Origin of the sequence: Cellulophaga sp. F20128 (assembly GCF_023015805.1) — a bacterium.
In the GTDB taxonomy this organism is placed as follows: Bacteria; Bacteroidota; Bacteroidia; order Flavobacteriales; family Flavobacteriaceae; genus Cellulophaga.
Genome location: NZ_JALKBA010000002.1, coordinates 272,983 through 296,981 on the forward strand (window position 1 = coordinate 272,983; position 23,999 = coordinate 296,981).

The following is a 23,999-nucleotide window of genomic DNA, read 5'->3' on the forward strand; positions in this document are numbered from 1 at the left end:
AAAACAATGACTGAAGGAAATTTTGTTGATTATGTGAAAATGACTGTGTCTTCCGGTAACGGAGGTAAGGGCTCTGTGCACCTACATAGGGAAAAATATATCACAAAAGGAGGTCCAGACGGTGGTGATGGGGGTCGAGGAGGTCATATTATTATCCGAGGAAATAAGAACTTATGGACATTATTACATTACAAAGTACAACGGCACTTTAAAGCTGGCCACGGCGAACACGGAAGTAAAGGAAGAAGTAGTGGTGCAGATGGTGAAAATGTCTATATGGATGTACCGTTAGGAACCGTAATTAGAGATACTGAAACCAATGAAATTGTTTTAGAGATTACCGAAGACGGAGAAGAAGTAATATTGTTAGAAGGTGGTTTAGGTGGACGTGGTAATTGGCATTTTAAAACGAGTACCAATCAAACACCTAGGTATGCACAACCTGGAATTATTGGGCAGGATATGAGCATAACCTTAGAGCTGAAAATATTGGCAGATGTGGGCTTAGTTGGATTTCCAAATGCTGGAAAATCAACACTATTGTCGGTTTTAACATCAGCGAAACCTAAAATAGCTGATTATGAGTTCACCACTTTAAAACCAAACTTAGGAATAGTAAAGTATCGCGAGTTTAAGAGTTTTGTAATGGCAGATATTCCTGGTATTATTGAAGGAGCTGCAGAAGGCAAAGGTTTGGGGCACTACTTTTTACGGCATATAGAGCGTAACGCTACTTTGTTGTTTATGATACCTGCAGATAGTAAGGATATTGGTAAGGAGTATAGAATTTTACTAGATGAACTTAAAAGGTATAATTCAGAGCTGATAGACAAAGAACGTTTTGTTGTTATCTCTAAGAGTGATATGTTAGACGATGAACTAAAAGCAGAAATGAGGGTTGAGTTAGATAAGGATTTGGACGGCGCTCAGTATATGTTTATTTCTTCCGTAGCACAACAAGGACTTCAAGAATTAAAGGATAAACTTTGGGAGCAGTTAAACGATTAAACACTATAATCGTAGTTTTCATTGTTCCTTTTTCATATTTTTAAAACCGTCATTCTTAAAAAAAGCAGATGAAAAGTTACCTATACCTATGTTGTATTTTCCTTTTAGTGTCATGTAATGCGGTAAAAGTAAATTATGACTACGATAAGGATATAGACTTTACAGCCTACACCACATATAGTTATTACAACGATTTGGAAACTGGACTTAGTGATCTAGATACCAAACGCCTTTTAGATGCCATAGATTCAGAAATGCGCACCAAAGGCTTTAGAAACTCAGAAGAACCCGATGTTTTTATCAATATCACAAGTCAGACGTTTCAAGGACAAACAAACAACACTGTTGGAGTTGGCTTAGGCGGTGGCGGAAGAAATGTTGGTGGTGGTGTTTCTATTGGGCTGCCACTTGGGGCACCCAATCTACAGCGTGAAATTATTTTCGACTTTATAGATAGCCAGCGCGATGTATTAATTTGGCAAGCGGCTAGTGTAAGTTCGTTCAAAGAAAACCTATCCCCAGAAGCTAGAACGCTGAAATTACAACAAGTGGTCGCTAAGGCATTAAGCAAGTACCCTCCAAAAATTAAGAAATAAAAGGTTTGCAATCTTCGGGTAGGTTAAAACAAAACACAGCATAATGCCATTAGAACAAAATTATATAGCCATAAATAGAAAGTCGTGGAACAATAGAACCGATACCCACTTGAAATCAAAATTTTATGATCTTCCAGGTTTTTTAAGTGGAAAAACATCATTAAACGATATTGAATTAAACTTACTTGGCGATGTAAGCGGGAAAACGATTTTGCATTTACAATGTCATTTTGGGCAAGATACAATTTCACTGAGTAGACTTGGAGCAGAGGTTACGGGGGTAGACTTATCAGACAAGGCTATTGCAAGTGCTAAACAGATTGCGTTGGATACCAAATCAAAAGCACAATTTATTTGTTGTGATATTTACGATTTACCAAATCATTTAGAGCAACAATTTGATATTGTCTATACCAGTTATGGAACAATTGGTTGGTTGCCCGATTTGGACAAATGGGCAAAAATAATTTCTAATTTTTTAAAACCCAAGGGTAAATTTATATTCGTTGAGTTTCACCCCGTAGTTTGGATGTTTGACGACAGCTTTGAAAAAGTAAAATACAATTATTTTAATACGGGAGCAATTATTGAAACAGAGAGTGGAACTTATGCTGATAAAACTGCCAAAATAACCCAAGATTATGTGACTTGGAATCACGGTTTAGGCGAAGTGATTAATAGTTTAATTATAAACGGTATAGTGCTAAAGGCGCTTGAAGAATTTGATTACTCCCCTTATGATTGTTTTGATAAAACTGTTGAAATAGAACCTAAAAAATATAGAATTAAACATTTGGATACTAAAATTCCAATGGTATATTCCATTGTCGCTTCAAAGAAAACAAACAAGCTTAATAGCGTTATTTGATAATAGCTTCCTGTTTGTTATAGTAGTCGGTGTAGAACCTAAACGCTACTTTAAGTTGGTCGTAGAAAACTTAGCTATAGACACTAGTATAGGATTCCGTTTTTTCGTCTTTAGAATTACCGTGTAAACATCAAACAATCAGAAAAAATTAAGACCAAGCTAATTTTGGAATTTTCCAAACAAGTCCATATTTTATTTTGGGTTTAACTTAGCAGCCTTTCCAGAAAATTGTCTCCTTTATTTTTTACCGTTCAGGTTTTAAATACTACCACTCGTCATAAATTACGCAAATATAAGAGTAAACTATTTTAGATTTGAACCATCATCAATCAAATCAATTTGCATCAATTTAAAAAAGGTACAGTCATGAATAAACTACAAACTAAACAACGCCTCGAAATAAGATTTACAGCAGGTCTTTTTAAGGGATGTTAAATGAGGTATAATTACCATTTAATCGGGGGGAATTACAAAAACACCACAGATATTACATAAGAAACAACCATCAATCTAAAAACTAAAAAAATGATACTATTAGCAGAACTATTGATTATCATAATTGTAAACATTATCGCTTAAGCAAATAAATTGCTTTAAATTGCACCTTATGTTTTAGATTAAAAAAAAGTATGAAACTTAAAAAAAATTGGAAATACTGGGTTTTTGCTTTGATTGGTTGGGTAGTTTTAATATTACTTACGCTTACAGCAGATAAGGTGTCTTACGGCATTGACTTGGTAGAGAAAAGTATACAGTATGATTATATTGCCTACCTTGTTGTTGAAGGTGTAGCTTGTGCTGTTTTAGCATTTGCATTATCCTTTATTTTACTCTACTATATTGAAGAGCATATTGTTTTTGGGAATCTTAAAAAACAAAATGTACTAATTTTAATCCTACTGTTTTTTGGAGTACAAATACTCTATGCTATTCTCTTGTGGCCCATGTTAGACCTATTAATTGAAGCCTTCCAGGTTATGCCGGCAACTAGAGTGTCTGGAGGTAACCTTAGCTTTTTAATGAAGCTCACCAATATCCCGTATTTCTCTGCAATGTTTGTTATCTGGCTTTTTTTAATATTGGTTATTAAGGCCTATGATTACAACAAAAATATTACATTAAAACAGTTTAAATTGGAAGGTAGTTTAAAAGAATCGCAGCTAAATTCTTTAAAAGGACAGATTAATCCTCATTTTATGTTTAATAGCTTAAACAATATCAGAGGGCTCATGTTAGAGGATGTAAGTAAGTCTAGGGAGATGCTTACCAAGTTATCCGAAATGTTGCGATACTCTTTAATTAAGAACGATGTAAATTCCATTGCTATGGAAGAAGAATTAGAAATGGTAGATAATTATATAGCCCTGTCTAAGATACAATTTGAGGATCGTTTAAAATTTGTAAAACAAGTTGATCCTAATTCACTAACAGTTTCCATACCTCCAATGATCATTCAGTTGTTGGTAGAAAATGCCGCTAAACACGGAATAGCCAATTTGATAAAAGGGGGCACAATTACCTTAATTACAAATAGAACAGCTGGGTATTTGGATATCATTGTAAAAAATACAGGCAAATTAAAAATAGCGAAAGGTTCTACACGCTTAGGGCTTAAAAACATACAACAGCGACTACGATTGTTATATGGGAACTTAGCAGAATTTTCTTTAGAGGAAGTAGATGATGAGGTCGTAGCAAATATTAAAATACCAATGGAATGAGTACAATTAAAGCAGTCATAGTTGAAGATTCTCGTTTGGCTAGAAACGAGTTAAAAGAATTGATAAAAAATCATGGAGGCATTGAAATTGTGGGGGAGGCAGAAAACGTAGATGAAGGGTTTAAACTCATAAATGAAACTCAACCGGATCTATTGTTTTTGGATATTAACATGCCAGAAAAAGATGGGTTTGAGCTGTTGGAAATGCTAGATAGGGTGCCTATAACCGTATTTACAACCGCTTTTGATGAGTTTGCTATAAAATCTTTTGAGTATAACGCCCTCGATTATATTTTAAAACCAATTAATTCCAAGCGCTTTGCCCTGGCTATGGAAAAAGTAAAAAAGCAATTGGAAGGCACGGTGTCTTTGTCTGATAGTCAAGAAAAGTTGACAGAAAGTAGTCAGATTTTTATAAAAGATGGCGATAAATGTTGGTTGGTAAAAATTGGAGATATTTCACTTTTTGAAATAGTCGGAAATTATACAAGGATATATTTTAAAGGAGAAAAACCAATGCTCTATAAATCTTTAAACCAGGTTGAAGAAAAATTACCTGTACAAAACTTTTTTAGGGCAAACAGACAACAAATAATTAATGTAAATTATATTAAAAGTGTTGTACCATGGTTCAATGGCAAGTTAAAACTTACCATGAACTCAGGGGAAGAAGTTGAAGTGTCTCGAAGACAATCCTATATTTTTAAAGATAAGATGAGTATATAACAAAGAGGATTATAAACTAATGGTTGGGATAAATAGTTATAACCAATAGTTTATACTCCCCTATGAATTAGCCATTAAGTAGGCCTTTGTATTTGTCTTTGTATCCATACATTACAACAACGTTTAACACGAGCAGTACTGCAGCTCCTGCTATACTTTCTGGAGCCAAAGTGGCATGAAATAGCACTGCATTTATAGAGACACTCATTAGAATTAAAAGCAGCAAGGCTGCGTATTTATTAAAGATAAGAGATACACCAGCCACGATTTCTACAATGGCTACGAGCACAAGTGTTTTGGAGGACATTAAAGCCCCAAAAAAGGCTCCTGCATCACCGGTAGGGGGTTCCATTGGTAAAAAGTGGAAAAATTTGTTAAGGCCAAAGACAAGAACAAATAAGCCGAGGACAATTCTTAATACCATTAAAAGTTTTGGATTCATAGTAGTAAATTTATTGGTTTATATGCTCTAAAGTACAAAGAAAAAAAGTCTAAACAATACAGATGAATACTTACTAGAGCATAGGTGAGAGTAACTTTGCTATTTTGTCCCTCATTTTTTCATGCCAGAATCTATTTTTCCATGCGGTATCATTAATTTTCTCTGCATCTTTTATGTCTTCGTAAAAAGCATTACTTAGTTCTTGCGCTATTTCCGTGTCATAAACAATTGCATTTACTTCAAAGTTAAGTTCAAAACTCCTTTTATCCATATTGGCAGTTCCAACGATTGCAATTTTTTTATCGGTTACAATGGTTTTGGCATGTACAAATCCTTTCTTGTACCGGTATACTTCTACGCCAGCGTTTAATATTTCGCGATAATAAGCTCTTGATGCGGCATTAACTATTAATGAGTCTGACTTGTAGGGGACTAATATTTTAACCGATAATCCACTCATAGCAGCTATGTTTAAGGCGTCTAATAGACTTTCACCGGGTATAAAATAGGGAGTTGTTATTAAAATTTCTTCTTGGGCTAGGTAAACGGCTTGTAATAAGGAGTATAGAATTGTTGGGGAATCAGAATCGGGACCACTGGCTGCTATTTGCACTAATTTATTGTCTGTATGTGTAAAATCATCAAAAGAATTATAAAACTCTTTTTCTAGGATTATATTTTGTTCAGAACAGGAATGCCAATCCGTGAGAAATATATATTGCAAATAATTAACGGCTGGCCCTTCAATTCTAAAATGGGTATCGCGCCAAAATACCTTGTCGGGGTTCTCTGTTTTATTGACGTAATTATCGCTCACATTGATGCCACCAACAAAGCCAATTTTACCATCAATTACAATAATTTTTCGGTGGTTTCGGTAATTTAACCGGTTTGCAAATGCAATCAATTTTATTTTGTAAAACGGATAGGCTTCAACGCCTGCATCTCTTAATCTATTGCTTAAGGTTTTTCTAATGGATGAACTTCCATAATCATCATAAATAAATCGAATTTTAACACCTTCTTTTGCTTTTTTAAGGAGTGCTTTTTCTAAGGCACATCCAATTTCATCATCCTTGAAAATATAGTATTCTAGATGAATATGGTCCTTTGCTTCTTCAATCGCTTTTAGAACTTCTGGGAATTTATTTTCACCATTGATTAATAATTTTACTTTGTTGCTTTTGGTAAGAGGACTATTAGTGTCTTTTAATAGTAATTCTACCAATTCACTATGACTCTGGGCAGATTCGTTGCCATTCTTTAATACATCTTTAGAATGTGCAATTATTTCTTTTTGTAATTTTTCTTTTTGCTTGGTGTTTAGCAGCGATTTGTTCGCATATATCTTATGTTTTCTATAGTTAATTCCAAAAGAAAAGTAAACGATAATACCAATAAATGGTAGTAAAACAACACCCAATAAATAGGCCAGTGTTTTAGAAGTATCTCTAGTGTCATAGATTACCCGAAGGCAAGTAAAAATTACAAGACATACATATAATACTTCCAATAGTAGGATCCAGTTCATACATTAAAATTATAATGGTAAGGTACGCATTTCACTGCTTTTAAAATGTTATTTATTTTTTAGTAGTGATTCGTGTTCCTTCGCTATGGCTGCTAAACTCTGGTGCATACATACTTTGTATGGTGGTAATACCCGCGCTAAAATCTCCTGCATTGTTCACTCGTAAGTCGTACTCAAATACATAAACTCCCTTGGGTATATAGTCAAAAAAGAAATTGGTGCTAGCATCCTTGGTACTTTCATAATAGCCCAAACCGTCTTGCCATTTGTATTGAGACAACACTTGTAAAGGCTCTAAACCTGAGGCGCGCATATCTTTCATGTGTATAAATTCCATAGGTCGGTCTGCTCTTAATTCAATTCGTACCCTAACTAAATCTCCAACATTTAACTGTGTGTTATTTACAATTTCTACCAACTGCTCTCCTGTATCCGTATTGTTTTTTAAGAATAACTTTTTCTTGAGTTGTAAGGGTGTTTTAGCGGATGTTATTTTGTCTAAATCTTCAAAATATTGCCAATATAATGATCCCCAAGCAATACCGTTTCCTTTTTTACTCAGTTGTACCTCGGCCATTTCTGGTGCAATCTCGTTTGCATTCCAAGAAGTTTTGTAATACCCAGTTGCCGCTTCCACTTTTACGTTTTCTAAGTTATTAGGATCTATTTTTTTACCGCCAACCAATACATCAACGGCGTCAGTAACAGATATCCAATCACTTCCTTGTAAGAGTAAGGCATATACAGCTTCGGTGGTTGCTTTGGTTGTTTTCCATTGGTTGGTTTGCTTGTTTTTTAACAACCATATTTTTAAGTTATCAATGGTTTCCGTATTGTTTTCTATTTCAGCAAAGGCTTCAATTAGTAAAGCCTGAGTTTCAATTGGGGCCTGGTGCCAATACCATGAGGCTGTATTTTCTTTCCAATACATACCCAATTCATCCGAAGTAATACTGTTTTCTTTCAATGATTTTAGAATTTTAGCCGCTGTTTTATTGTCTTCCATTCGGTGAAGACTTAGGGCTAATAAACCTTTGGCATACAAACTGCGTTTTAGCCAATACTTCTGAGCTTGCTCTCTGTAATAGGTGGTTATTTCTTGTGTCTTTTTAGATGACTTTAGGTTCGGAAAAAAACTACGCATATACAAATAATGCATTTGAGTGTAACTTAAATGATCGTCATTTATATTGGAAGCGTGTTTTTTCATTTGCTCATATTCAGCAACAAATTCCTTGTCTAAATAGGCAATTGCTTTTTCTACCATTTTGGTTACCCCCTCAGCTTTAGTGCTTGCGTTTAAGTGTTCTAAATGTCCAAGACCACTAATAATATGTTGCGTTATATAACGGTTCTCTTTTCCGCCTTTAAACCATGGCCATGCACCGCTATGCATTTGATTGGCCTGTAATTTGGTTAAGGCATTGGCCTGCTCACTTTTCATCTTATTTAAATTAAATAATAGAGCAATCCGCTTTTTTTGTTCGGTTTCTGTTTGCGCATCACGAAGCCAAGGTGTTTCTTGAATTAGGATTGACTGTAATTCGGCATTTTTTTCTAAGTTGCTCAGCAAGACATCAGAATTTGCCCATTGCTGAAAGACTTCCTGAATTCGTGGGTTGTCATTGGCAATATGCGTAGCAAGGGTGTTGGCATAGTACTTAGAAAAAAGCTGTTCACTACAGTCGTATGGGTATTCCATTAGATATGGTAACGCTTGTACTGCATACCAAGCAGGATTAGAAGTAATTTCTAAAGTAAGCTTGTGGTTTTTTAAGGTAGTAGACTTATTATTTTTTAGTTTGTCTAAAGTGAATTTTTTAGACTGATTACTTCTAACCCACATTGGTAGCGTTTCCGTAACCAATATTCTGTTGGTAAGTACAGGTAATACGTTTTGTTCCCCGTCGCTATAATCAGCTGTTTTTGCAATTACAGTGTATTGTACTGCCTGAAGATTTTCTGGAATTTCTAATTCCCAAGAAACTTGTGTATTTCCTTTAGCATCAATTGTAAAAGGGTGTTCACCTAGGGAAGAATTTGGCATTAGAGTAGCCCTAATATCTTTCCCTGTTATTGCATCTTTTAACTGTAAAGAGGCTATTCCAGTCAAGCTTTTATCTGTAATATTCGCTATTTTACTACTGAAAATAATTTTATCACCTTCGCGTAAGAATCGAGGTGCATTGGGGATCACCATCAGTTCTTTTTGGGTTACGGTTGTTAATGTGGTTGTTGCACTTTCTAAACTTTTGGTGTGTGCTAATAATTGCAATTTCCATTTGGTTAATGCCTCTGGTGTAGTAAAACGAAACGAAACATTCCCATCTTCATCTGTAAGTAGCTGTGGAAAGAAGAAAGCGGTTTCTTGTAAGTTTTTACGAATTAGCACTTCGTTTTCTTGTTGTTTTTTGGTTTCAGAAGAAGTATAGTTGAGCTCCTTAGGAGTTCGTTCTAAATCTAAAGCGGCACCAACAACAGCACTTTTCTTTTGACTTCCAAAAGCAGTAACTACCTCTTCTAAGGAGTCGCTTTCATTTTGTGTTCCTATTCCCCTAATAAAAACCGCATCATCATCTCCTATAGGTGCAGATCGGTTGAATGCCACCATTCTAGGGTTGTAACCTATGCGAAATCCAAACCAATTAAACGTGTCAAATCCTGGGTATGAATACTCTGATGTTCTTGAGTAGGAATTGTATACGCTAAAATTTTGTGTGGCGTAATTGTTATAGGCATTACTAGACACGGTAGTATAGTAATGTGGTTTGTATACGGGATTAAAATTCCAGGAATGATTTCTAAATTCATCCAGGGACGCATCATACATGCTTGCTAAGATTTCAGCACTTACCTTATCTCCTTTTGGACCTTTAACTTTAAACGACCAGGTTTCATCTGTTCCGGGTTGTAATTTATTTCTAAATGTCACGGTTTCTATGTTTATATCTGTCTTTGGGTAGGGTACACTAATAGGGGTACTGCCAGACACAAAAGAATTGTAAGCAGAGAAACTATAGGAGATAGAAAAACCACCTAAATCTTCTTTGGTCACTGGTATCGATATTGTTTTACTCCCATTGCTTAATCGTATAATTTGGGTATCTACCAGTTTTTTACCTTTTTCAATAAAGAGGGTTATATGCAGATCCTTAGCAGCAGAAAGTAGCGTTAGTTTAAGGTCGTCACCAACCTTATAACTTTCTTTATCGGTCTTACTTTGAAATAGCTGGTGGTCTGCTAATTTTTTATCAGAATCACTGAATAGAGAAGTAATGACTTTGTCCGTTACCGTTTGTCCAAATTTATCCTTTGCCGTGGCCAGGATGATGTATTTTCCAGAATCCCATTTTTTTAAATTAGGTAGTAGTATTTCTGTTGATTGTCCCGTATCAAATTTAGCGTCCCATACAAGCTTTCCATGATCCCACTTAGAAGAATCATTATTGTTGTCATAGGTTTCATAGGGAAATAAATTTCGAAATTGATCTGCTTCAATTTTATAATCGGGAGCCGTCCATGGTCTGATGCGTTTTACATGATCAGGGGCAACAAGCTTGTAAATTTTCAAGACACCTTTAGTAGGTACAAACTGTCCGTTTAAATTGTTTGTTTGAATGGTGAAACTTGCATTTTTTTTGTCTTTGTCTGTGTTTTCTGCAACAGCAATAGTAGCCGTTAGGCTATGGTAACCAATACGTACTATGGTTGTAGTGCTTTTTGTTTCTCCATTAATGTCTGTGACATCGGCCGTAATTTCATAATTAAAAACGGGCAAATTTTCTTGGCTTACGCTAGTATCAGGTTGTGCCTTAAATGTTATTTCATAGGCTCCTTCTGCATTTGTTTCAGTTTCTCCATGTTTTATCTCTTGTGGTTCACTAGAATTATAAGGCCATCTCCAATAGTACCAATTTGGGTATTGTACCAATCGTTTTACCGTATAAACAACCTTTGCATCGCTAATAGTGCTACCAGCAAAAGCAGTAGCTGTCCCCTTTAGGGTGATGGTGTCATTTACCTTGTATGTTTCTGTGACAGGCTCAAATGAAGTCTCAAATTTTGGGCGCTTGTATTCTTCAACTGAAAAATAAATTGTGTTTTTGGTAGTCACCGTCTTTGCATTTATTTCTAAATAATAATTGCCAGTTAGCCCATTGTTGGGCAGTATAAATTCGCCGCTTACCGATCCATATGCGTTGGTAGTAAACTCTTTTTCTATTACTTTTTGACGGTTTACATCAAACAAACTTATGGTAACTATCGTATTGGGTAGCACTTGTTTGTCACCAAAGCTTTTTATTAAAATTCCTTTAAAATACAAGGGTTGCCCTGGTCTGTATATACTTCGGTCCGTAAATAAGAATGAGGCATAGGTTTCTTTTGAAATGGGGTTGTTGTCATACCTATCATAGATGTAATATTTGCCAAAAACGGCATAGTCATCCGCGTGTGAAACCGCTGCTTCAATATCATACCACCTTTGGTTTGTTTTGGGAATATGAACCATTCCTAAGGCGTTAGTTACCGAAACTTGCTCTTTTTCTGGTAGATTGTAATCGGTTTTATAGGACAGTTTTACCTTTGCGCCCTGCAGAGGAATTCCAGTATTCCTGTCTACAACTTGATAAATTTGATCCCTATCTGTGTTGGTTGCAATAAATCCAATATTGGTAACTTGAATTGTAGCATAAGCGAAGGTTTTAGTGTTAGTATTAGGTTGTGCTAGAATTAGAAGTTCACCAAGCCCTAATTGAGGAATAATAGTTTCTGTTGTATGGTTTTGGTAATCTTCTTCGTTTTTTAAAACGGATTGCCAGGTTTTAATGGGTTGTAAGGATTGTATAAAATCCAATTTTTTAGCCTCCTCGTAGATTTTGCTTAGGTTTTTCACCTCTTTAGATGAAATTTTATAAGCCGTAAAATTAAGATCATTTAAATTTTTGTAGGATACCAAAACCTTAGAAGGCTGGTTTATTGGAATATATTTTTCAGTAGTAATGTGTAATTCTGTTTGTAGAATATTGGCTTTAAGGTCTTTGCATTTTTTGGTAGCGGAACTATTGGGAAATTGTGAAATTACAGCATCACATATTTTTAGTGCCTCTTGTTTTTTCCATTGATATATTTCATCGGTACTGTTAGCGGTATATTTATCTCCCATAGTATTGTACAAACTAGCAATTTGGTAATTGTACAACCCAGAAACGGCATCATTTTTATAGATAGCCAACATCTTCGTTAGCGTTGCTAGGTAATGTGTGTCTTTAGTTGTGAAAGTGGCATTTTGATATACAAATTGCAGTCTTTCGAGATCTACTTCTACAAAAGCACTAGAGGAGCTATCTTTCTTATGAAACTTTAATAGCTCTTGGTAGATTTCTAAAGCCTTTGATTGTAGAGAGGTTTTGTCAGAAGTGTCAATGGGGAAATCAATAAAATCCGAAGCCGTACACAATGTATTTGGGTCGCTAATTTCAAATTTATCGGCTGGCCTAGTAATGCTGTTTTCATCTGTTTTATAAAATAATAAAGCGGTATGTGCTAAAACATCAAACAAAGTAGGTCTATAGGTTTCAGAACCTTTTTGTTGATGTAATATGCTATTGAAATCTGATACTTTCACTTGTTGTAATTCCTGACTTTGTTGTAGCGAGGCAGTAAAGTGGGTGTTGATCTCATGAAATAGTGTCGTTAAATCCCAAGTTCTAAAATCTACGGAATCAATCTTGGTTTCCGTTTGGGTTCTGTTGTAAAATTGATATCTATTTTCTTGAAAGAATTGCCAATATAAATTCCCCAAATAGCTTTCTAAAACATTTTTAGTAGGGAAGCTACTCTGTGATATCTCCGCTTTAAAATCGTTAACTATGGTAAGCACTGCATCCTCTTCCAAAATCATAGTATATTTTGAGATATGCAATAATGCTTTAATAATTTCTGGCGACTTATTTTCTGCCTTTGCTTTATGAGCAATGGTTTGTACTGTTTTTAGTGCAGATTTTGTAAGCCCTTCTCTTTCTTGCTTTTGAACAGCTGCCCATAAAGTATCGTAATCATTTGTTTCTTGTGCCATTGCCATGGGTGCAAATAAAATTAATGCGAGTATAACTACTAAATTTTTCATTCGATCTGTGTTATGAATTCAAAAAGGATACATTGCTTTTTGTAATCCGTATTAAAATTACTAACAAAATTGGTGCGAAATAGATTAGTTTGCAATAAAGAATGCGTAAACATACCTTTTGAGTGAGTAATGTCTATCAGTACAGGCAAAAGTAATGCCATTTTTACTATTATTAATAACAGTTTTAGTGGTTTTGTCTGGGCTGTTTAATTTTTTAAAACATATTTGTATTGCTATCTTTACGGCAATAATTTTACATATGAAAATTCATTTTATTGCCATTGGCGGAAGTGCAATGCACAATTTAGCACTAGCTTTAGAACATAAAGGCTATGTAGTTACAGGAAGTGACGATGTTATATTTGAACCTTCTAAAGGAAGGTTGAAGGCGAAAGGGTTATTGCCCGAAACTTTTGGGTGGTATCCCGAAAAAATAAACTCAGAAATAGATGCGGTTATCTTAGGGATGCATGCAAAGGCTGATAATCCAGAAATGTTAAAAGCACAAGAATTAGGGTTGGCCATCTATTCGTATCCAGAATTTTTATACGAGCAAAGTAAGAATAAAACGAGAGTGGTTATTGGAGGTAGTCATGGAAAAACTACGATAACCTCTATGATTCTGCATGTGTTAAATTACCATGGCAAGGAAGTAGATTATATGGTTGGTGCGCAGTTGGATGGTTTTGATAGGATGGTACACCTAACTGAAGAAAATGATTTTATAATTTTAGAAGGCGATGAGTATCTGTCGTCTCCCTTAGATAGAAGACCAAAATTTCACCTGTACAAACCTAATATTGCATTGTTAAGTGGTATTGCCTGGGATCATATAAATGTTTTTCCAACATTTGAAAATTATGTAGAACAGTTTCAAATCTTTGTAGACAGTATTGTAAAGGGCGGAAGCATTACCTATAATGAAGAAGATGCTGAGGTTGTAAAAGTTGTAGAAGCATCTGAAAACGCGATTCGTAAACTTCCTTATGGCACCCCAGAGTATACTATTGAAGACGGGACTACCCTTTTGGAAACCCCAGAAGGTCCTATGCCAGTAGAAATTTTTGGAAAACACAACCTCAGTAATTTAGCAGGTGCCAAATGGATTTGCCAAAATATTGGAGTAGATGAAGACGATTTTTATGAGGCGATTGGTACTTTTAAAGGCGCCTCTAAAAGATTGGAAAAAATAGCAGAAACGAAGAACAGTATTGCTTTTAAAGATTTTGCACATTCGCCCAGTAAGGTAGCAGCCACGACAAAGGCCGTAAAGGAGCAGTATAACACAAGAAAGGTAGTTGCTTGTTTAGAGTTACACACCTTTAGTAGTTTAAACGCAGAATTTTTAAAAGAATACAAAGGCAGTTTAGATGCTGCCGATGAAGCCATTGTTTTTTATTCCCCTGATGCGGTTAAAATAAAACAATTAGACGCAGTTTCTGAAGCGCAAATAGCCAGTGCTTTTGAGCGTAAAGACCTAAAAATTTATACCAATGCCACTGCTTTTAAAGAGTTTCTATTTCGTCAGAATTTTTCCAATACGGCCTTGTTGTTAATGAGTTCTGGTAATTATGGCGGATTAGATTTTACCGAAGTAAAAGGCCTAATAGAAAGTTAATAGGGCACTATTTTAACGAGCTACTTTAAAATTTAGTACTTTTAGCTAGATGCAAGACAAGCCAACTTCCTTTTCTATTAAAAATTGGTCAGATGATGATAAACCAAGAGAAAAGTTAGTGCAGAAAGGAAAATCTGTGTTGACTGATGCAGAATTAATTGCAATCCTTATTGGTTCTGGAAGTAGAAATGAGAGTGCGGTAGAACTTTCTAAACGTATTTTGGCATCGGTCAATAACAATTTAAACGAATTAGGGAAGCTATCCATTAAGCAGTTAATGCAGTTTAAAGGTATAGGAGAAGCAAAGGCTGTATCTATTGCCGCAGCATTAGAAGTGGGAAGGCGAAGAAGGGGAGAGGAAGCTCAGAATATTTCTAAAATAACAAGTAGTAAAGATGTTTTTGAGCTGTTGCAACCAATTTTGGGAGAATTACCGCATGAGGAATTCTGGATTGTGTATTTAAATAATTCCAATAAGGTTATACAAACAGCTCAGTTAAGTAAGGGAGGTATTACAGGCACTTTGGTAGATGTGCGCTTGGTATTAAAGCAAGCTTTAGAAATAGGAGCCATTGGCTTAATTTTAGCACATAACCATCCATCGGGGGCATTGGTGCCTAGTACAGCAGACAAACAAATAACCGAAAAATTAAAAATGGCAGCGCAAGCATTGGATATAAAAGTATTGGATCATATTATTATAACTCAGCGAGAATACTATAGTTTTGCCGATGAGAATCTACTGTAGATCTAAAGTTGAAAAATACCAGTAAAGTTTGGAAAGTACTTGTGTTTTTAGAACCACCTTTTTTTTGTATAAACGCATAAACGCATAAACTATTAATGTTACTAATCTATACTCATAAGATAACTCCTCGTTTTACCTACATCATGCGGCATGTATTTGATAAAATTTTAGGTATAGAGGTGGCTTTTACTTCTAAAATAGAGGATTTTATTAAACATTCTGGTGCCAAAATAACCTATAGCAAACAGCCATTGCAAAATGAGTTTTTTATTAGAAGTAATGATCTGTTGTTTGAACAGGGTATCGGAAGCGATTTAGAAATTAATATGGGAGACTGGGAAGGCACGCCTTGTTTTTTTGCAACCGGTGAGCGCAGTAATATTCCGTTTGATGTTTTTGCAGCTAGTTTTTACCTTATTTCAAGGTATGAAGAATACTTGCCACATGTGAAAGATGATCACGGACGCTACCCATTTACAGAGAGTTTGGCCTATCGCAATAATTTTTTAGAGCAGCCTGTAATTGATATATGGATGTACAAAGTTCTAAAGGCTTTGGTAGAACAGTTTCCGGATTTACAACATAAAAATAGAAAGTATGAGTTTACCTCTATTATAGATGTTACCATCTCTCATTGTTATGCTTATAGAGGGTTGTTGCGCGGATTGGGTGCCTTGCTGTTAGATATTGTAAAATTTAATGTGAAGCGCGTTTTTCAACGGATATCAGTATGGATTAACCCAAAGACTGATCCCTATGATAATTTTGATTATTTAATAGATTTGCATAAAAAGAACGCTACAAAGAGTATGTTCTTTTTTCAATTTGCAGATTATTCTACTTTCGACAAAAACATTTCTACGAGCAATAATAAATTTAAATATTTAATTAAATCTGTTGCAGATTACAGTGTAGTATCTTTGTCCGCTTCCTATAATTCTTTTTCAAATCTGGAAATTTTAAAAGAAGAGAAAAGAAAATTAGCTGCTGTTATCAATAGACCAATCAAGTATGTACGGTTTCGGTATAACAGAATAGATATTCCTACTACCTATAGAGATTTGGTTGATGCTGATTTTAGAGAAGATTTTACAATGGGATATACCCATCAAATTGGGTTTAGAGCTGGTACGTGTACACCTTTTTTCTTTTATGACATTTACCTAGAGTCGCAACAACCCATTCGCGTTCATCCTTTTTCAGTGCATAATTATGCAATGGGTCATTTAAAAAATAAGGATGAAATTATAAAGAAATTGACAGTATTGTATGCCACCTTAAAGCGTGTTAATGGAAAATTTGTAATTGTCTTTTCCAATGAATTATTAGGGGAGAAAAGTAAAATAGACTGGATGAGTGTATATGAAACTGTTATAAAAAAATACAATGTATAAAGAAGTAGTTACAGATGTTTTCTTTGATTTGGATCATACACTTTGGGATTTTGAAAAAAACTCGGCATTAACCTTTCAAAAGATACTATCAGAGAATGATGTATTTGTAGATGTAGATGACTTCTTAAAGGTATATATTCCAATCAATTTTCAATATTGGAAAATGTTTAGGGAAGAAAAAATATCTAAAGAAAATTTGCGTTACCAACGATTAAAGTCAGTTTTTGATGCCTTGGGTTATAAGGCTACGGATGAACTTATCCATTTGTTGGCAGACGAATATATTGCTCATTTATCATCGTTCAACCATTTGTTTCCGGGTGCTATAGAGGTGTTGAAATATCTAAAAACGGATTATAAATTACATATTATTACCAATGGTTTTAACGATGTGCAAGAAAGGAAACTAAAAAACTCTAATATTGATGGTTTTTTTGATGTAGTGATAAATTCGGAACTGGCAGGTGTAAAAAAACCAAATCCGTATATTTTTGAAATGGCCTTAAATAAGGCAGAAACTGTAGCAAGTAGGTCTATTATGATAGGCGATAGCTTGGAAGCAGATATCTTAGGAGCAAAGGAGGTTGGTTTGTACGCCTTGCACTTTAATGCCCATGGGGAACCGTTGCATACGCATTGTAGTATAATACATTCGTTAGATGAAATAAAAAAGTATTTGTAGAGTTATTATTTATAGGATACGTTATAACTCTATTTGAAATGAAAACCCTCCGTTTTTTTTGCAGTATACTTTTTTTGTTGCTTACTTTTTATTCTTGTATTGAAGAACAAAATTTTAATCAAACTGAAGCTATTGTCATTACACCTACTATAGAGGCCAGTATTTTTTATTTTGAGACCACAGAACAGCTCATTAATGATTCCCCGGGAATATTTTACTCAAACGACTTTAATTTTGATGCCTTTAAAACTGATTATTTTTCAGATAAGGTTATAGAAGGTTCTATAAGCTTCCAGTTAGAAAATACCACCAGCAAACCTGCAAGAGTAACCATAGAATTGGTAGATGATGATGGGGTGGTTTTGGATACAATTGAGTTAGATATTGAGGCAGAAGCGACTGAAACAACCGATGTAGAAATATTCTATGGAGGGGCAAGTATGCGATCCTTAGATATTATAAGAAATACTTCTGGTTTACGGCTTAGTGCAAATAACTTAGGAGACAATTCTAGTGTATCTAGTATAGCCAACCCTAAGCTTATTTTTAGGTCTAGTGCCAGATTTAAAGTCAGGGTACGATGAGAAATAGCTGTTTTTGTTTTCTGTTTGTATGTTGTACTATGTTTGTTTGTGCCCAAAACAAGCAGTTGTTGTATGATTTTAATGAAATTCCCCAAGCCTTGCTACTAAATCCAGGGGTAGAAATTGGGTACAAGAGTTATGTTGGAATTCCCTTATTGTCGGGGATTTCTTTTCAGGCAGGGTCTAGTGGAGCAAGTGTGAACGATTTTTTTGCAAATGACGGTATAGATATTAATGATAAAATTAGAGAGCGTGCACTGTATGGAATGGGTGTTAGAGATGAGTTAAGTGGTACGTATCAATTAGAGCTGATAAGTGTTGGTTTTAGAGGAAAAAAGAATCCTGATAATTTTTATTCCTTTGGGCTATATAACGAAGGGGATGCTATAGGTTATTGGTTTAAAGATTATGCCATTTTAGGTTTTGAAGGAAATGCAGGTCGTTTAAATCAAAGGTTTGATTTGTCGCACTTGAAGACTAGGGGTGATATGGTCAATGTATTTCACTTTGGCTTAAATAAAAGAGTAAATAGTGATCTTGTTTTAGGAATAAGAGGCAAATTGTATTCAAGTATTTTTTCATTCAAATCAACTAAAAATAGCGGGTATTTTGTAACTACAGAAGGTCAAAATAATTTATTGGCTTCTACCTTGGTAGCCGATATGATGGTGCAAACAGCAGGAATAGAAAGTTTCAGAAAGGCAGCAGATGATAACACCGGAATTGGGAATGTTTTTTCCAAAAGAGGATTATTTGGGGGCGATTTAGGAGTAGGTGTAGATTTTGGACTTACCTATAACCTAAATAAACAAACCGTAGTAACCGCCAGTATTTTAGACCTAGGGTTTATTTCTCATTCTGGAGATGTAAAAAATTATGTTTTTAAGGGGCAAACAACCATAGAAGGCGTAGAAGTAAAATTACCGGAAGACCTCGTTAATGCAAGTGCAGATTTTTGGCAAGATTTAGTGGATGAGGTGAAAGAGTTATTGCCGTATGAAGAAAACAATGATTCTTATATATCATTTAGACCAACAAAACTTAATGGTTCAATTCGATATAATTTTGGAGAACAAATACCTTATCGAGATGATTGTAATTGTTCGGTTGTAAAAACTAAAAATAATCTAGGGTATGCCAATGGCGTTGGTGCTCAGATTTATGTGATAAATAGACCAAAAGGTCCGCAATCGGCATTGACTGCATTCTATCAAAAAAACTTTGGTAAAAACATAGGACTTAAAACTACCTATACCATAGACAAGTTCTCTGCAACCAATATAGGTTTTGGTGCTAATTTTAATATAGGCCCTGTAAATATTTATGCAATGGCAGATAACCTTTTGTCATACCAAAATATAGCAGCTTCTAAGTATGCTTCTTTTCAGTTAGGAATTAATGTCATATCTTGGGGCAAGAATTAATTTAGTTAAGCCCTATGAAAAAAATGTTGTTGTGTTTCGGTTTTCTATGCACCGTTTTAGCTTCTGCACAAAACTTTAACGATTATAAATATATTATAGTCCCAAAAAAATTGAGTAGTTTTAAAGTGATAGATGAGTATAGGACGAGTGCATTATTAAAATATTTGTTTTCGAAAAAGGGGTATACTGTAGTCTATGATGATGCCTTACCTCAAGATTTAAAATCCAATCGATGTTTGGGGTTGGTAGCCGATTTAGAAAACGAATCTAATATGTTCACCACCAAAACAAAGATAGTTTTGAAGGATTGTAATTCTGATGAGGTGTTTATCACCAAAGAAGGGAGAAGCAAAGAAAAAATGTTTCAAAAATCGTATAATGAAGCTATAAGAGATGCTTTTACGTCATTTAATGGTATAAGCTATAGTTATGCAGCCAAGCAAGTAGAAGAGGTATTAGAAGAGCCTATAGTTGTACGTTTTAAGGACGATGTAAAGCAGGTAGAAGTAAAGAACGGTAGTGCTACTTCTATCGAGGAATCAAATACAGTGATACCAAATGCTGTAGCTATAAACACGGTGTCAGATGGTGTTTTATACGCTCAAGAGATTGCTAACGGATTTCAATTGGTAGATAGCACCCCAAAGATTGAATATAAAATATATAAAACTACAGTACAGGGGTACTTTATGGCATCAAATAATGAAAATGAGGGTGTTGTGATAAATAAGGCAGGAAAATGGTTTTTTGAGTATTACGATAGCAACGCCCAATTAATCTCTAAAGAACTAACTATAAAATTCTAAAGCTCGTATTTGTCTTTCCATCTATTCTTTAAAAATTCTTTGATCGTTTTTTCTCTATTGTTATTGCCCGGGATATAAAAAGAGGTGCCAGAAATTTCATCAGGTAAAAATTCAGCAGCTACAAAATTGTTTTCATAATTATGGGCATATTTGTAATTGTCACCATAGCCTAAATCTTTCATAAGTTTTGTAGGTGCATTTCTAAGGGGTAGAGGCACGGATAAATCTCCTGTTTGTTTAACCATTTGTTGGGCTTTGCCTATAGCTTCATAGCTCGCATTGCTTTTTGCTGAGGTGGCCAAGTAAATGGCACATTGGCTCAATAGGATACGGGCTTCAGGATAGCCAATTGTGGTTACTGCCTGAAATGTGGTATTAGCCATTACTAAGGCGGTCGGATTTGCATTTCCGATATCTTCAGAGGCGGCAATTAACATTCTCCGCGCAATGAATTTAACGTCCTCACCACCTTCTATCATTCTAGCTAACCAATAAACGGCTCCATTGGGGTCACTACCACGAATAGACTTTATAAATGCAGAAACAATATCATAGTGTTGTTCACCAGTTTTGTCATACAAAACGGTATTTTTCTGTACTTTACTTAAAACAAGTTCATTTGTTATGATGATGGTGTCCGAACCTTCAGAATTTACGAGTAGTTCAAAAATATTAAGAAGTTTTCTGCCATCTCCACCAGATAATTTTAATAAGGCCTCCGTTTCTTTTAGTTCAATGTTTTTAGTCTGTAAATGCTTGTCTTTTTTGATTGCTCTTTCTAATAGCGCAATTAAATTGTTTTTATCAAAGGGATTTAAAATATAAACCTGACATCTACTTAAAAGAGCAGGAATAACTTCAAAACTGGGGTTTTCTGTGGTTGCACCAATAAGGGTTACCCATCCTTTTTCAACAGCCCCTAAAAGGGAATCTTGTTGTGACTTGCTAAATCTATGAATTTCATCAATAAAAAGAATTGGATTTTTGGTTGTGAATAGTCCGCCACTTTGCTTTGCTTTTTCAATAATTTCCCGAATGTCTTTTACACCACTGTTAATAGCACTTAATGTATAAAAAGGTCTATCTACTTCATTGGCAATAATAGTAGCAAGTGTTGTTTTTCCTGTACCAGGAGGTCCCCAAAGTATTAAGGAGGGTAAGATGCCTTTTTTAATTAAGAAGGTTAAGGAACCATTTTCGCCCACCAAGTGGCTCTGGCTAATATAGTCTTCTAAAGATTTTGGGCGTACTCTTTCTGCTAAAGGTTCGTTCATAGTGTAAAAGTAAATATAATCTAAATGACAATTTAGCAGATTTGTAATTTTTGGTTAAATCATTGCAAGATTGTAGTAAATTAGAGGGTATGATAGACAACAACCATTTTAAGTTTTCAAACGCCGTAATTCTAGTGCCTATGGTAGCTGTATTGACAATTTGGATTGTATTCTGGATTGAGATACAATTTAAGGTGAATCTCAATAGTTTTGGATTGTACCCCAGAAGTGTTAGCGGCTTAAAGGGCATACTTTTTAGTCCCTTTATTCATGGGTCTGCAGAGCATTTGTATAGTAATACACTACCCTTGGTAGTTTTAAGTGCGGCCTTGGTGTATTTTTATAAGTCTGTATGGTTTAAGGTGTTGTTTTGGGGAGGGATACTTGCGGGACTCATGACCTGGGTAATTGGTAGACCATCGTATCATATAGGCGCTAGTGGAATTATATATTTGTTGGCTAGTTTTATATTTTTTAAAGGAGTTTTCACCAAATATTATCGATTAATAGCATTGTCCTTATTTGTAGTTTTTGTCTATGGAAGTATGTTGTGGTATATTTTCCCCATTAAGGAGGGGATCTCATGGGAAGGACATTTGGGCGGATTTCTAACGGGACTTCTATTTGCTATTTTTATAAAGGCCGAAATTCCTGGACCTAAAAAATACGCATGGGAGTTAGATGATTATGATGAAAAAGCAGATGAATTTTTACGCCATTTTGATGAAGATGGTAATTTTATTGATTCAGACCCAGCGAATATTGAACTTGATGAGGATATTAAAATTACCTATCACTATAAAAAGGAGGAAAAGGAACAATAAGCTACAATTGCCTTTGTCTTACTACTTCATATAAAAATACACCACAAGCAACAGAAACGTTTAGCGATTCTATTTCGCCTAGTAGGGGTAATTTGGCTGTGTAATCTGCAGCCTTTACTATGGAGGGTGAAATACCAACATCTTCAGAGCCCATTACAATGGCACAACCTTCTGTAAAGGTAACATCGTAGACTGTTTTGTTGGTTTTCTCTGTAGCAGCTATTATTTTTATTCCTGATGCCTGTAGATAATGTACGGCATCTTTTATGTGATTTACTTTGGCTATAGGCACTTTAAATGCGGCTCCGGCAGAAGTTTTAATAGTGTCCGCTGTAACAGGTGCAGCTCCTTTTTTCTGGATAATAATACCGTCTACACCAGTACACTCCGCTGTTCTAATTATGGCGCCAAAGTTGCGCACATCAGACAATTGATCTAGTAATAGAAATAAGGGAGCTTCTTTGTTGGCGATTACCTTTTCTACCAATTCCTCAAAGTTATGAAAATTAATGGGTGAAATACTGGCAACAACCCCTTGGTGGTTGTTTCTGGTTAACCGATTTAATTTTTCTACCGGTACATAAGAAATACTAATCCCTTTTTTTCTGGCTAAATTTTCCAATTCCTTAAAAAGGTCTCCCTTTAAGCCTTTTTGAACAAAAACCTTATCTAGGGGCTCATTGGTGTTAATGGCTTCTATAATTGCTCTTATACCGTAAACTTGAGTCGTTTTTTCCATGAGACAAAGGTAGCGGAAAGCTTTAAATATTTGGTTTACAAAACTTAATTAATTTGCATAAAAAAAGGCCACCTTTTGGTGGCCTCTATTTTTAATATGTATCTAATTATTAATTAGGTACAAGAATCATTACTCTGTTTTCAAAGTATCCGTCTGCAGTGTAGGTAATGGTCATTACTCCAGTTGCTTCATCAACAACAGCGGATCCACTAACAGGTATTCCGAAGTTATCGTTTAAATACCCACCAGTAACAGTAATAGCACCACATACATCAGAAATGTAGAAGGGGTAGGTACCTCCGAAAGCATTATCTCTTTCTATTGCATAAGTACCAGAACCTGTTACGGTAATAGATGCATCTTTTTGCGTACCATTACTATAGGTGTAATTCCCTTGCAATGCAGAAGGGCAAATAGCCTGTAGAACAATTTCCGTCTCATTCTTGTCAGAAACTGTTTGAGAAGACGTTAGAATCTCTAAAACTAATTTTTTAGGGTCATTGGAATCCAAATTCTCCGAATTAACTTTTATAGAGGCAGTAGCTGTTTTTTCTCCAGCAGGGATGGTAAATGAAGTTTCTGATAAACTAAATTCAACTCCTTCAGTTGCTTCGCTAGAAGCAGCAACACCAATAGTGATTGTTACATCTTCAGATAATGGTAAACCATCTTTTCCTTGGTACTCTATCGGAATTATATAATCGTATACTACATTGTTTTCATCTTGTAAAAAGTTACTTGAAATACTTTTTGTTGAAAATTGTACAATTATTGGTCCTTTTCCAAAATCGGTTATATCCTCTTCTAGGATTGCATCACAAGAAACCATTAAGAATACACTTAAGATGGCTGTGATATAGCTTAATTTAAATATGTTTTTTTTCATTT

At 35.0% G+C, this 23,999-nt stretch carries 19 protein-coding genes; 13 read left to right on the plus strand and 6 right to left on the minus strand.

Features of this window, described 5'->3' with window-relative positions; genetic code table 11:
* Window positions 1–6: 6 nt before the first annotated feature.
* The 5 genes from obgE to MWU65_RS03305 all read left to right on the plus strand — a co-directional run bounded on the left by obgE (window position 7) and on the right by MWU65_RS03305 (window position 4,918).
* A complete protein-coding gene (gene obgE / locus MWU65_RS03285; RefSeq protein WP_247075733.1) occupies window positions 7–1,008 on the plus strand; it encodes a GTPase ObgE in 1,002 nt (333 codons plus the stop codon).
* A gap of 68 nt (window positions 1,009–1,076) precedes the next feature.
* Window positions 1,077–1,604: a DUF4136 domain-containing protein gene (locus MWU65_RS03290; RefSeq protein WP_247075735.1), complete on the plus strand. Its 528-nt coding sequence runs from the start codon at window positions 1,077–1,079 to the stop codon at window positions 1,602–1,604.
* 43 nt (window positions 1,605–1,647) lie between these two features.
* Window positions 1,648–2,472 (plus strand): class I SAM-dependent methyltransferase, encoded by an 825-nt coding sequence (locus MWU65_RS03295; protein WP_247075737.1) that lies wholly within the window; start codon window positions 1,648–1,650, stop codon window positions 2,470–2,472.
* A 629-nt stretch (window positions 2,473–3,101) separates the two neighbouring features.
* The gene (locus tag MWU65_RS03300; RefSeq protein WP_247075739.1) at window positions 3,102–4,193 is read left to right on the plus strand and encodes a histidine kinase; all 1,092 of its coding nucleotides are present in this window, start codon (window positions 3,102–3,104) and stop codon (window positions 4,191–4,193) included.
* Window positions 4,190–4,918: a LytTR family transcriptional regulator DNA-binding domain-containing protein gene (locus MWU65_RS03305; RefSeq protein WP_247075741.1), complete on the plus strand. Its 729-nt coding sequence runs from the start codon at window positions 4,190–4,192 to the stop codon at window positions 4,916–4,918. Before MWU65_RS03300 ends, MWU65_RS03305 begins: the two co-directional genes overlap by 4 nt.
* A gap of 67 nt (window positions 4,919–4,985) precedes the next feature.
* Here the strand turns inward: MWU65_RS03305 and MWU65_RS03310 are convergent, their stop codons facing one another.
* The 3 genes from MWU65_RS03310 to MWU65_RS03320 form a co-directional block, all read right to left on the minus strand.
* Complete coding sequence (locus tag MWU65_RS03310) at window positions 4,986–5,360, minus strand: DoxX family protein (protein ID WP_348646015.1); 375 nt, start codon at window positions 5,358–5,360, stop codon at window positions 4,986–4,988.
* A gap of 73 nt (window positions 5,361–5,433) precedes the next feature.
* The gene (cls, locus tag MWU65_RS03315; RefSeq protein ID WP_247075743.1) at window positions 5,434–6,891 is read right to left on the minus strand and encodes a cardiolipin synthase; all 1,458 of its coding nucleotides are present in this window, start codon (window positions 6,889–6,891) and stop codon (window positions 5,434–5,436) included.
* A gap of 52 nt (window positions 6,892–6,943) precedes the next feature.
* The gene (locus tag MWU65_RS03320) at window positions 6,944–13,018 is read right to left on the minus strand and encodes an MG2 domain-containing protein (RefSeq protein WP_247075745.1); all 6,075 of its coding nucleotides are present in this window, start codon (window positions 13,016–13,018) and stop codon (window positions 6,944–6,946) included.
* A gap of 259 nt (window positions 13,019–13,277) precedes the next feature.
* Here MWU65_RS03320 and MWU65_RS03325 point away from each other — a divergent pair, with 259 nt between their 5' ends.
* The 7 genes from MWU65_RS03325 (at window position 13,278) to MWU65_RS03355 (ending at window position 20,274) form a co-directional block, all read left to right on the plus strand.
* The gene (locus tag MWU65_RS03325; RefSeq protein WP_247075747.1) at window positions 13,278–14,636 is read left to right on the plus strand and encodes a Mur ligase family protein; all 1,359 of its coding nucleotides are present in this window, start codon (window positions 13,278–13,280) and stop codon (window positions 14,634–14,636) included.
* 49 nt (window positions 14,637–14,685) lie between these two features.
* Window positions 14,686–15,384, plus strand: coding sequence for a DNA repair protein RadC (gene radC / locus MWU65_RS03330; protein ID WP_247075749.1), 699 nt, complete (start codon window positions 14,686–14,688; stop codon window positions 15,382–15,384).
* A 95-nt stretch (window positions 15,385–15,479) separates the two neighbouring features.
* On the plus strand, window positions 15,480–16,778 hold the full coding sequence (locus MWU65_RS03335; RefSeq protein WP_247075751.1) for a polysaccharide deacetylase family protein: 1,299 nt from the start codon (window positions 15,480–15,482) through the stop codon (window positions 16,776–16,778).
* Window positions 16,771–17,460 (plus strand): YjjG family noncanonical pyrimidine nucleotidase, encoded by a 690-nt coding sequence (locus MWU65_RS03340; protein WP_247075753.1) that lies wholly within the window; start codon window positions 16,771–16,773, stop codon window positions 17,458–17,460. Before MWU65_RS03335 ends, MWU65_RS03340 begins: the two co-directional genes overlap by 8 nt.
* A 77-nt stretch (window positions 17,461–17,537) precedes the next feature.
* Window positions 17,538–18,044, plus strand: coding sequence for a hypothetical protein (locus tag MWU65_RS03345; protein WP_247075755.1), 507 nt, complete (start codon window positions 17,538–17,540; stop codon window positions 18,042–18,044).
* A gap of 38 nt (window positions 18,045–18,082) precedes the next feature.
* Window positions 18,083–19,468 (plus strand): DUF5723 family protein, encoded by a 1,386-nt coding sequence (locus MWU65_RS03350; RefSeq protein ID WP_247075756.1) that lies wholly within the window; start codon window positions 18,083–18,085, stop codon window positions 19,466–19,468.
* A gap of 110 nt (window positions 19,469–19,578) precedes the next feature.
* A complete protein-coding gene (locus MWU65_RS03355) occupies window positions 19,579–20,274 on the plus strand; it encodes a hypothetical protein (protein ID WP_247075757.1) in 696 nt (231 codons plus the stop codon).
* Here the strand turns inward: MWU65_RS03355 and MWU65_RS03360 are convergent.
* Complete coding sequence (locus MWU65_RS03360) at window positions 20,271–21,548, minus strand: replication-associated recombination protein A (protein WP_247075758.1); 1,278 nt, start codon at window positions 21,546–21,548, stop codon at window positions 20,271–20,273. The genes MWU65_RS03355 and MWU65_RS03360 overlap by 4 nt on opposite strands.
* 89 nt (window positions 21,549–21,637) lie before the next feature.
* Here MWU65_RS03360 and MWU65_RS03365 point away from each other — a divergent pair, with 89 nt between their 5' ends.
* The gene (locus tag MWU65_RS03365; protein WP_247075759.1) at window positions 21,638–22,372 is read left to right on the plus strand and encodes a rhomboid family intramembrane serine protease; all 735 of its coding nucleotides are present in this window, start codon (window positions 21,638–21,640) and stop codon (window positions 22,370–22,372) included.
* Between the two features lies 1 nt (window position 22,373).
* Here MWU65_RS03365 and rlmB read toward each other — a convergent pair whose 3' ends face one another.
* Window positions 22,374–23,111: a 23S rRNA (guanosine(2251)-2'-O)-methyltransferase RlmB gene (rlmB, locus tag MWU65_RS03370; RefSeq protein WP_247075760.1), complete on the minus strand. Its 738-nt coding sequence runs from the start codon at window positions 23,109–23,111 to the stop codon at window positions 22,374–22,376.
* A gap of 109 nt (window positions 23,112–23,220) precedes the next feature.
* Window positions 23,221–23,997 (minus strand): hypothetical protein, encoded by a 777-nt coding sequence (locus MWU65_RS03375; RefSeq protein ID WP_247075761.1) that lies wholly within the window; start codon window positions 23,995–23,997, stop codon window positions 23,221–23,223.
* Window positions 23,998–23,999: the final 2 nt, after the last annotated feature.

What these genes read in the sequence shown, in the direction of transcription:
- rlmB (WP_247075760.1), bottom strand. Translation starts at nt 23,111, where the DNA reads ATGGAAAAAACGACTCAAGTTTACGGTATAAGAGCAATTATAGAAGCC.
- MWU65_RS03295 (WP_247075737.1), top strand. Translation starts at nt 1,648, where the DNA reads ATGCCATTAGAACAAAATTATATAGCCATAAATAGAAAGTCGTGGAAC.
- MWU65_RS03360 (WP_247075758.1), bottom strand. Translation starts at nt 21,548, where the DNA reads ATGAACGAACCTTTAGCAGAAAGAGTACGCCCAAAATCTTTAGAAGAC.
- MWU65_RS03325 (WP_247075747.1), top strand. Translation starts at nt 13,278, where the DNA reads ATGAAAATTCATTTTATTGCCATTGGCGGAAGTGCAATGCACAATTTA.
- radC (WP_247075749.1), top strand. Translation starts at nt 14,686, where the DNA reads ATGCAAGACAAGCCAACTTCCTTTTCTATTAAAAATTGGTCAGATGAT.
- MWU65_RS03290 (WP_247075735.1), top strand. Translation starts at nt 1,077, where the DNA reads ATGAAAAGTTACCTATACCTATGTTGTATTTTCCTTTTAGTGTCATGT.
- MWU65_RS03365 (WP_247075759.1), top strand. Translation starts at nt 21,638, where the DNA reads ATGATAGACAACAACCATTTTAAGTTTTCAAACGCCGTAATTCTAGTG.
- MWU65_RS03350 (WP_247075756.1), top strand. Translation starts at nt 18,083, where the DNA reads ATGTTTGTTTGTGCCCAAAACAAGCAGTTGTTGTATGATTTTAATGAA.
- obgE (WP_247075733.1), top strand. Translation starts at nt 7, where the DNA reads ATGACTGAAGGAAATTTTGTTGATTATGTGAAAATGACTGTGTCTTCC.
- MWU65_RS03320 (WP_247075745.1), bottom strand. Translation starts at nt 13,018, where the DNA reads ATGAAAAATTTAGTAGTTATACTCGCATTAATTTTATTTGCACCCATG.
- MWU65_RS03305 (WP_247075741.1), top strand. Translation starts at nt 4,190, where the DNA reads ATGAGTACAATTAAAGCAGTCATAGTTGAAGATTCTCGTTTGGCTAGA.
- MWU65_RS03310 (WP_348646015.1), bottom strand. Translation starts at nt 5,360, where the DNA reads ATGAATCCAAAACTTTTAATGGTATTAAGAATTGTCCTCGGCTTATTT.
- MWU65_RS03340 (WP_247075753.1), top strand. Translation starts at nt 16,771, where the DNA reads ATGTATAAAGAAGTAGTTACAGATGTTTTCTTTGATTTGGATCATACA.
- MWU65_RS03335 (WP_247075751.1), top strand. Translation starts at nt 15,480, where the DNA reads ATGTTACTAATCTATACTCATAAGATAACTCCTCGTTTTACCTACATC.
- MWU65_RS03300 (WP_247075739.1), top strand. Translation starts at nt 3,102, where the DNA reads ATGAAACTTAAAAAAAATTGGAAATACTGGGTTTTTGCTTTGATTGGT.
- cls (WP_247075743.1), bottom strand. Translation starts at nt 6,891, where the DNA reads ATGAACTGGATCCTACTATTGGAAGTATTATATGTATGTCTTGTAATT.
- MWU65_RS03375 (WP_247075761.1), bottom strand. Translation starts at nt 23,997, where the DNA reads ATGAAAAAAAACATATTTAAATTAAGCTATATCACAGCCATCTTAAGT.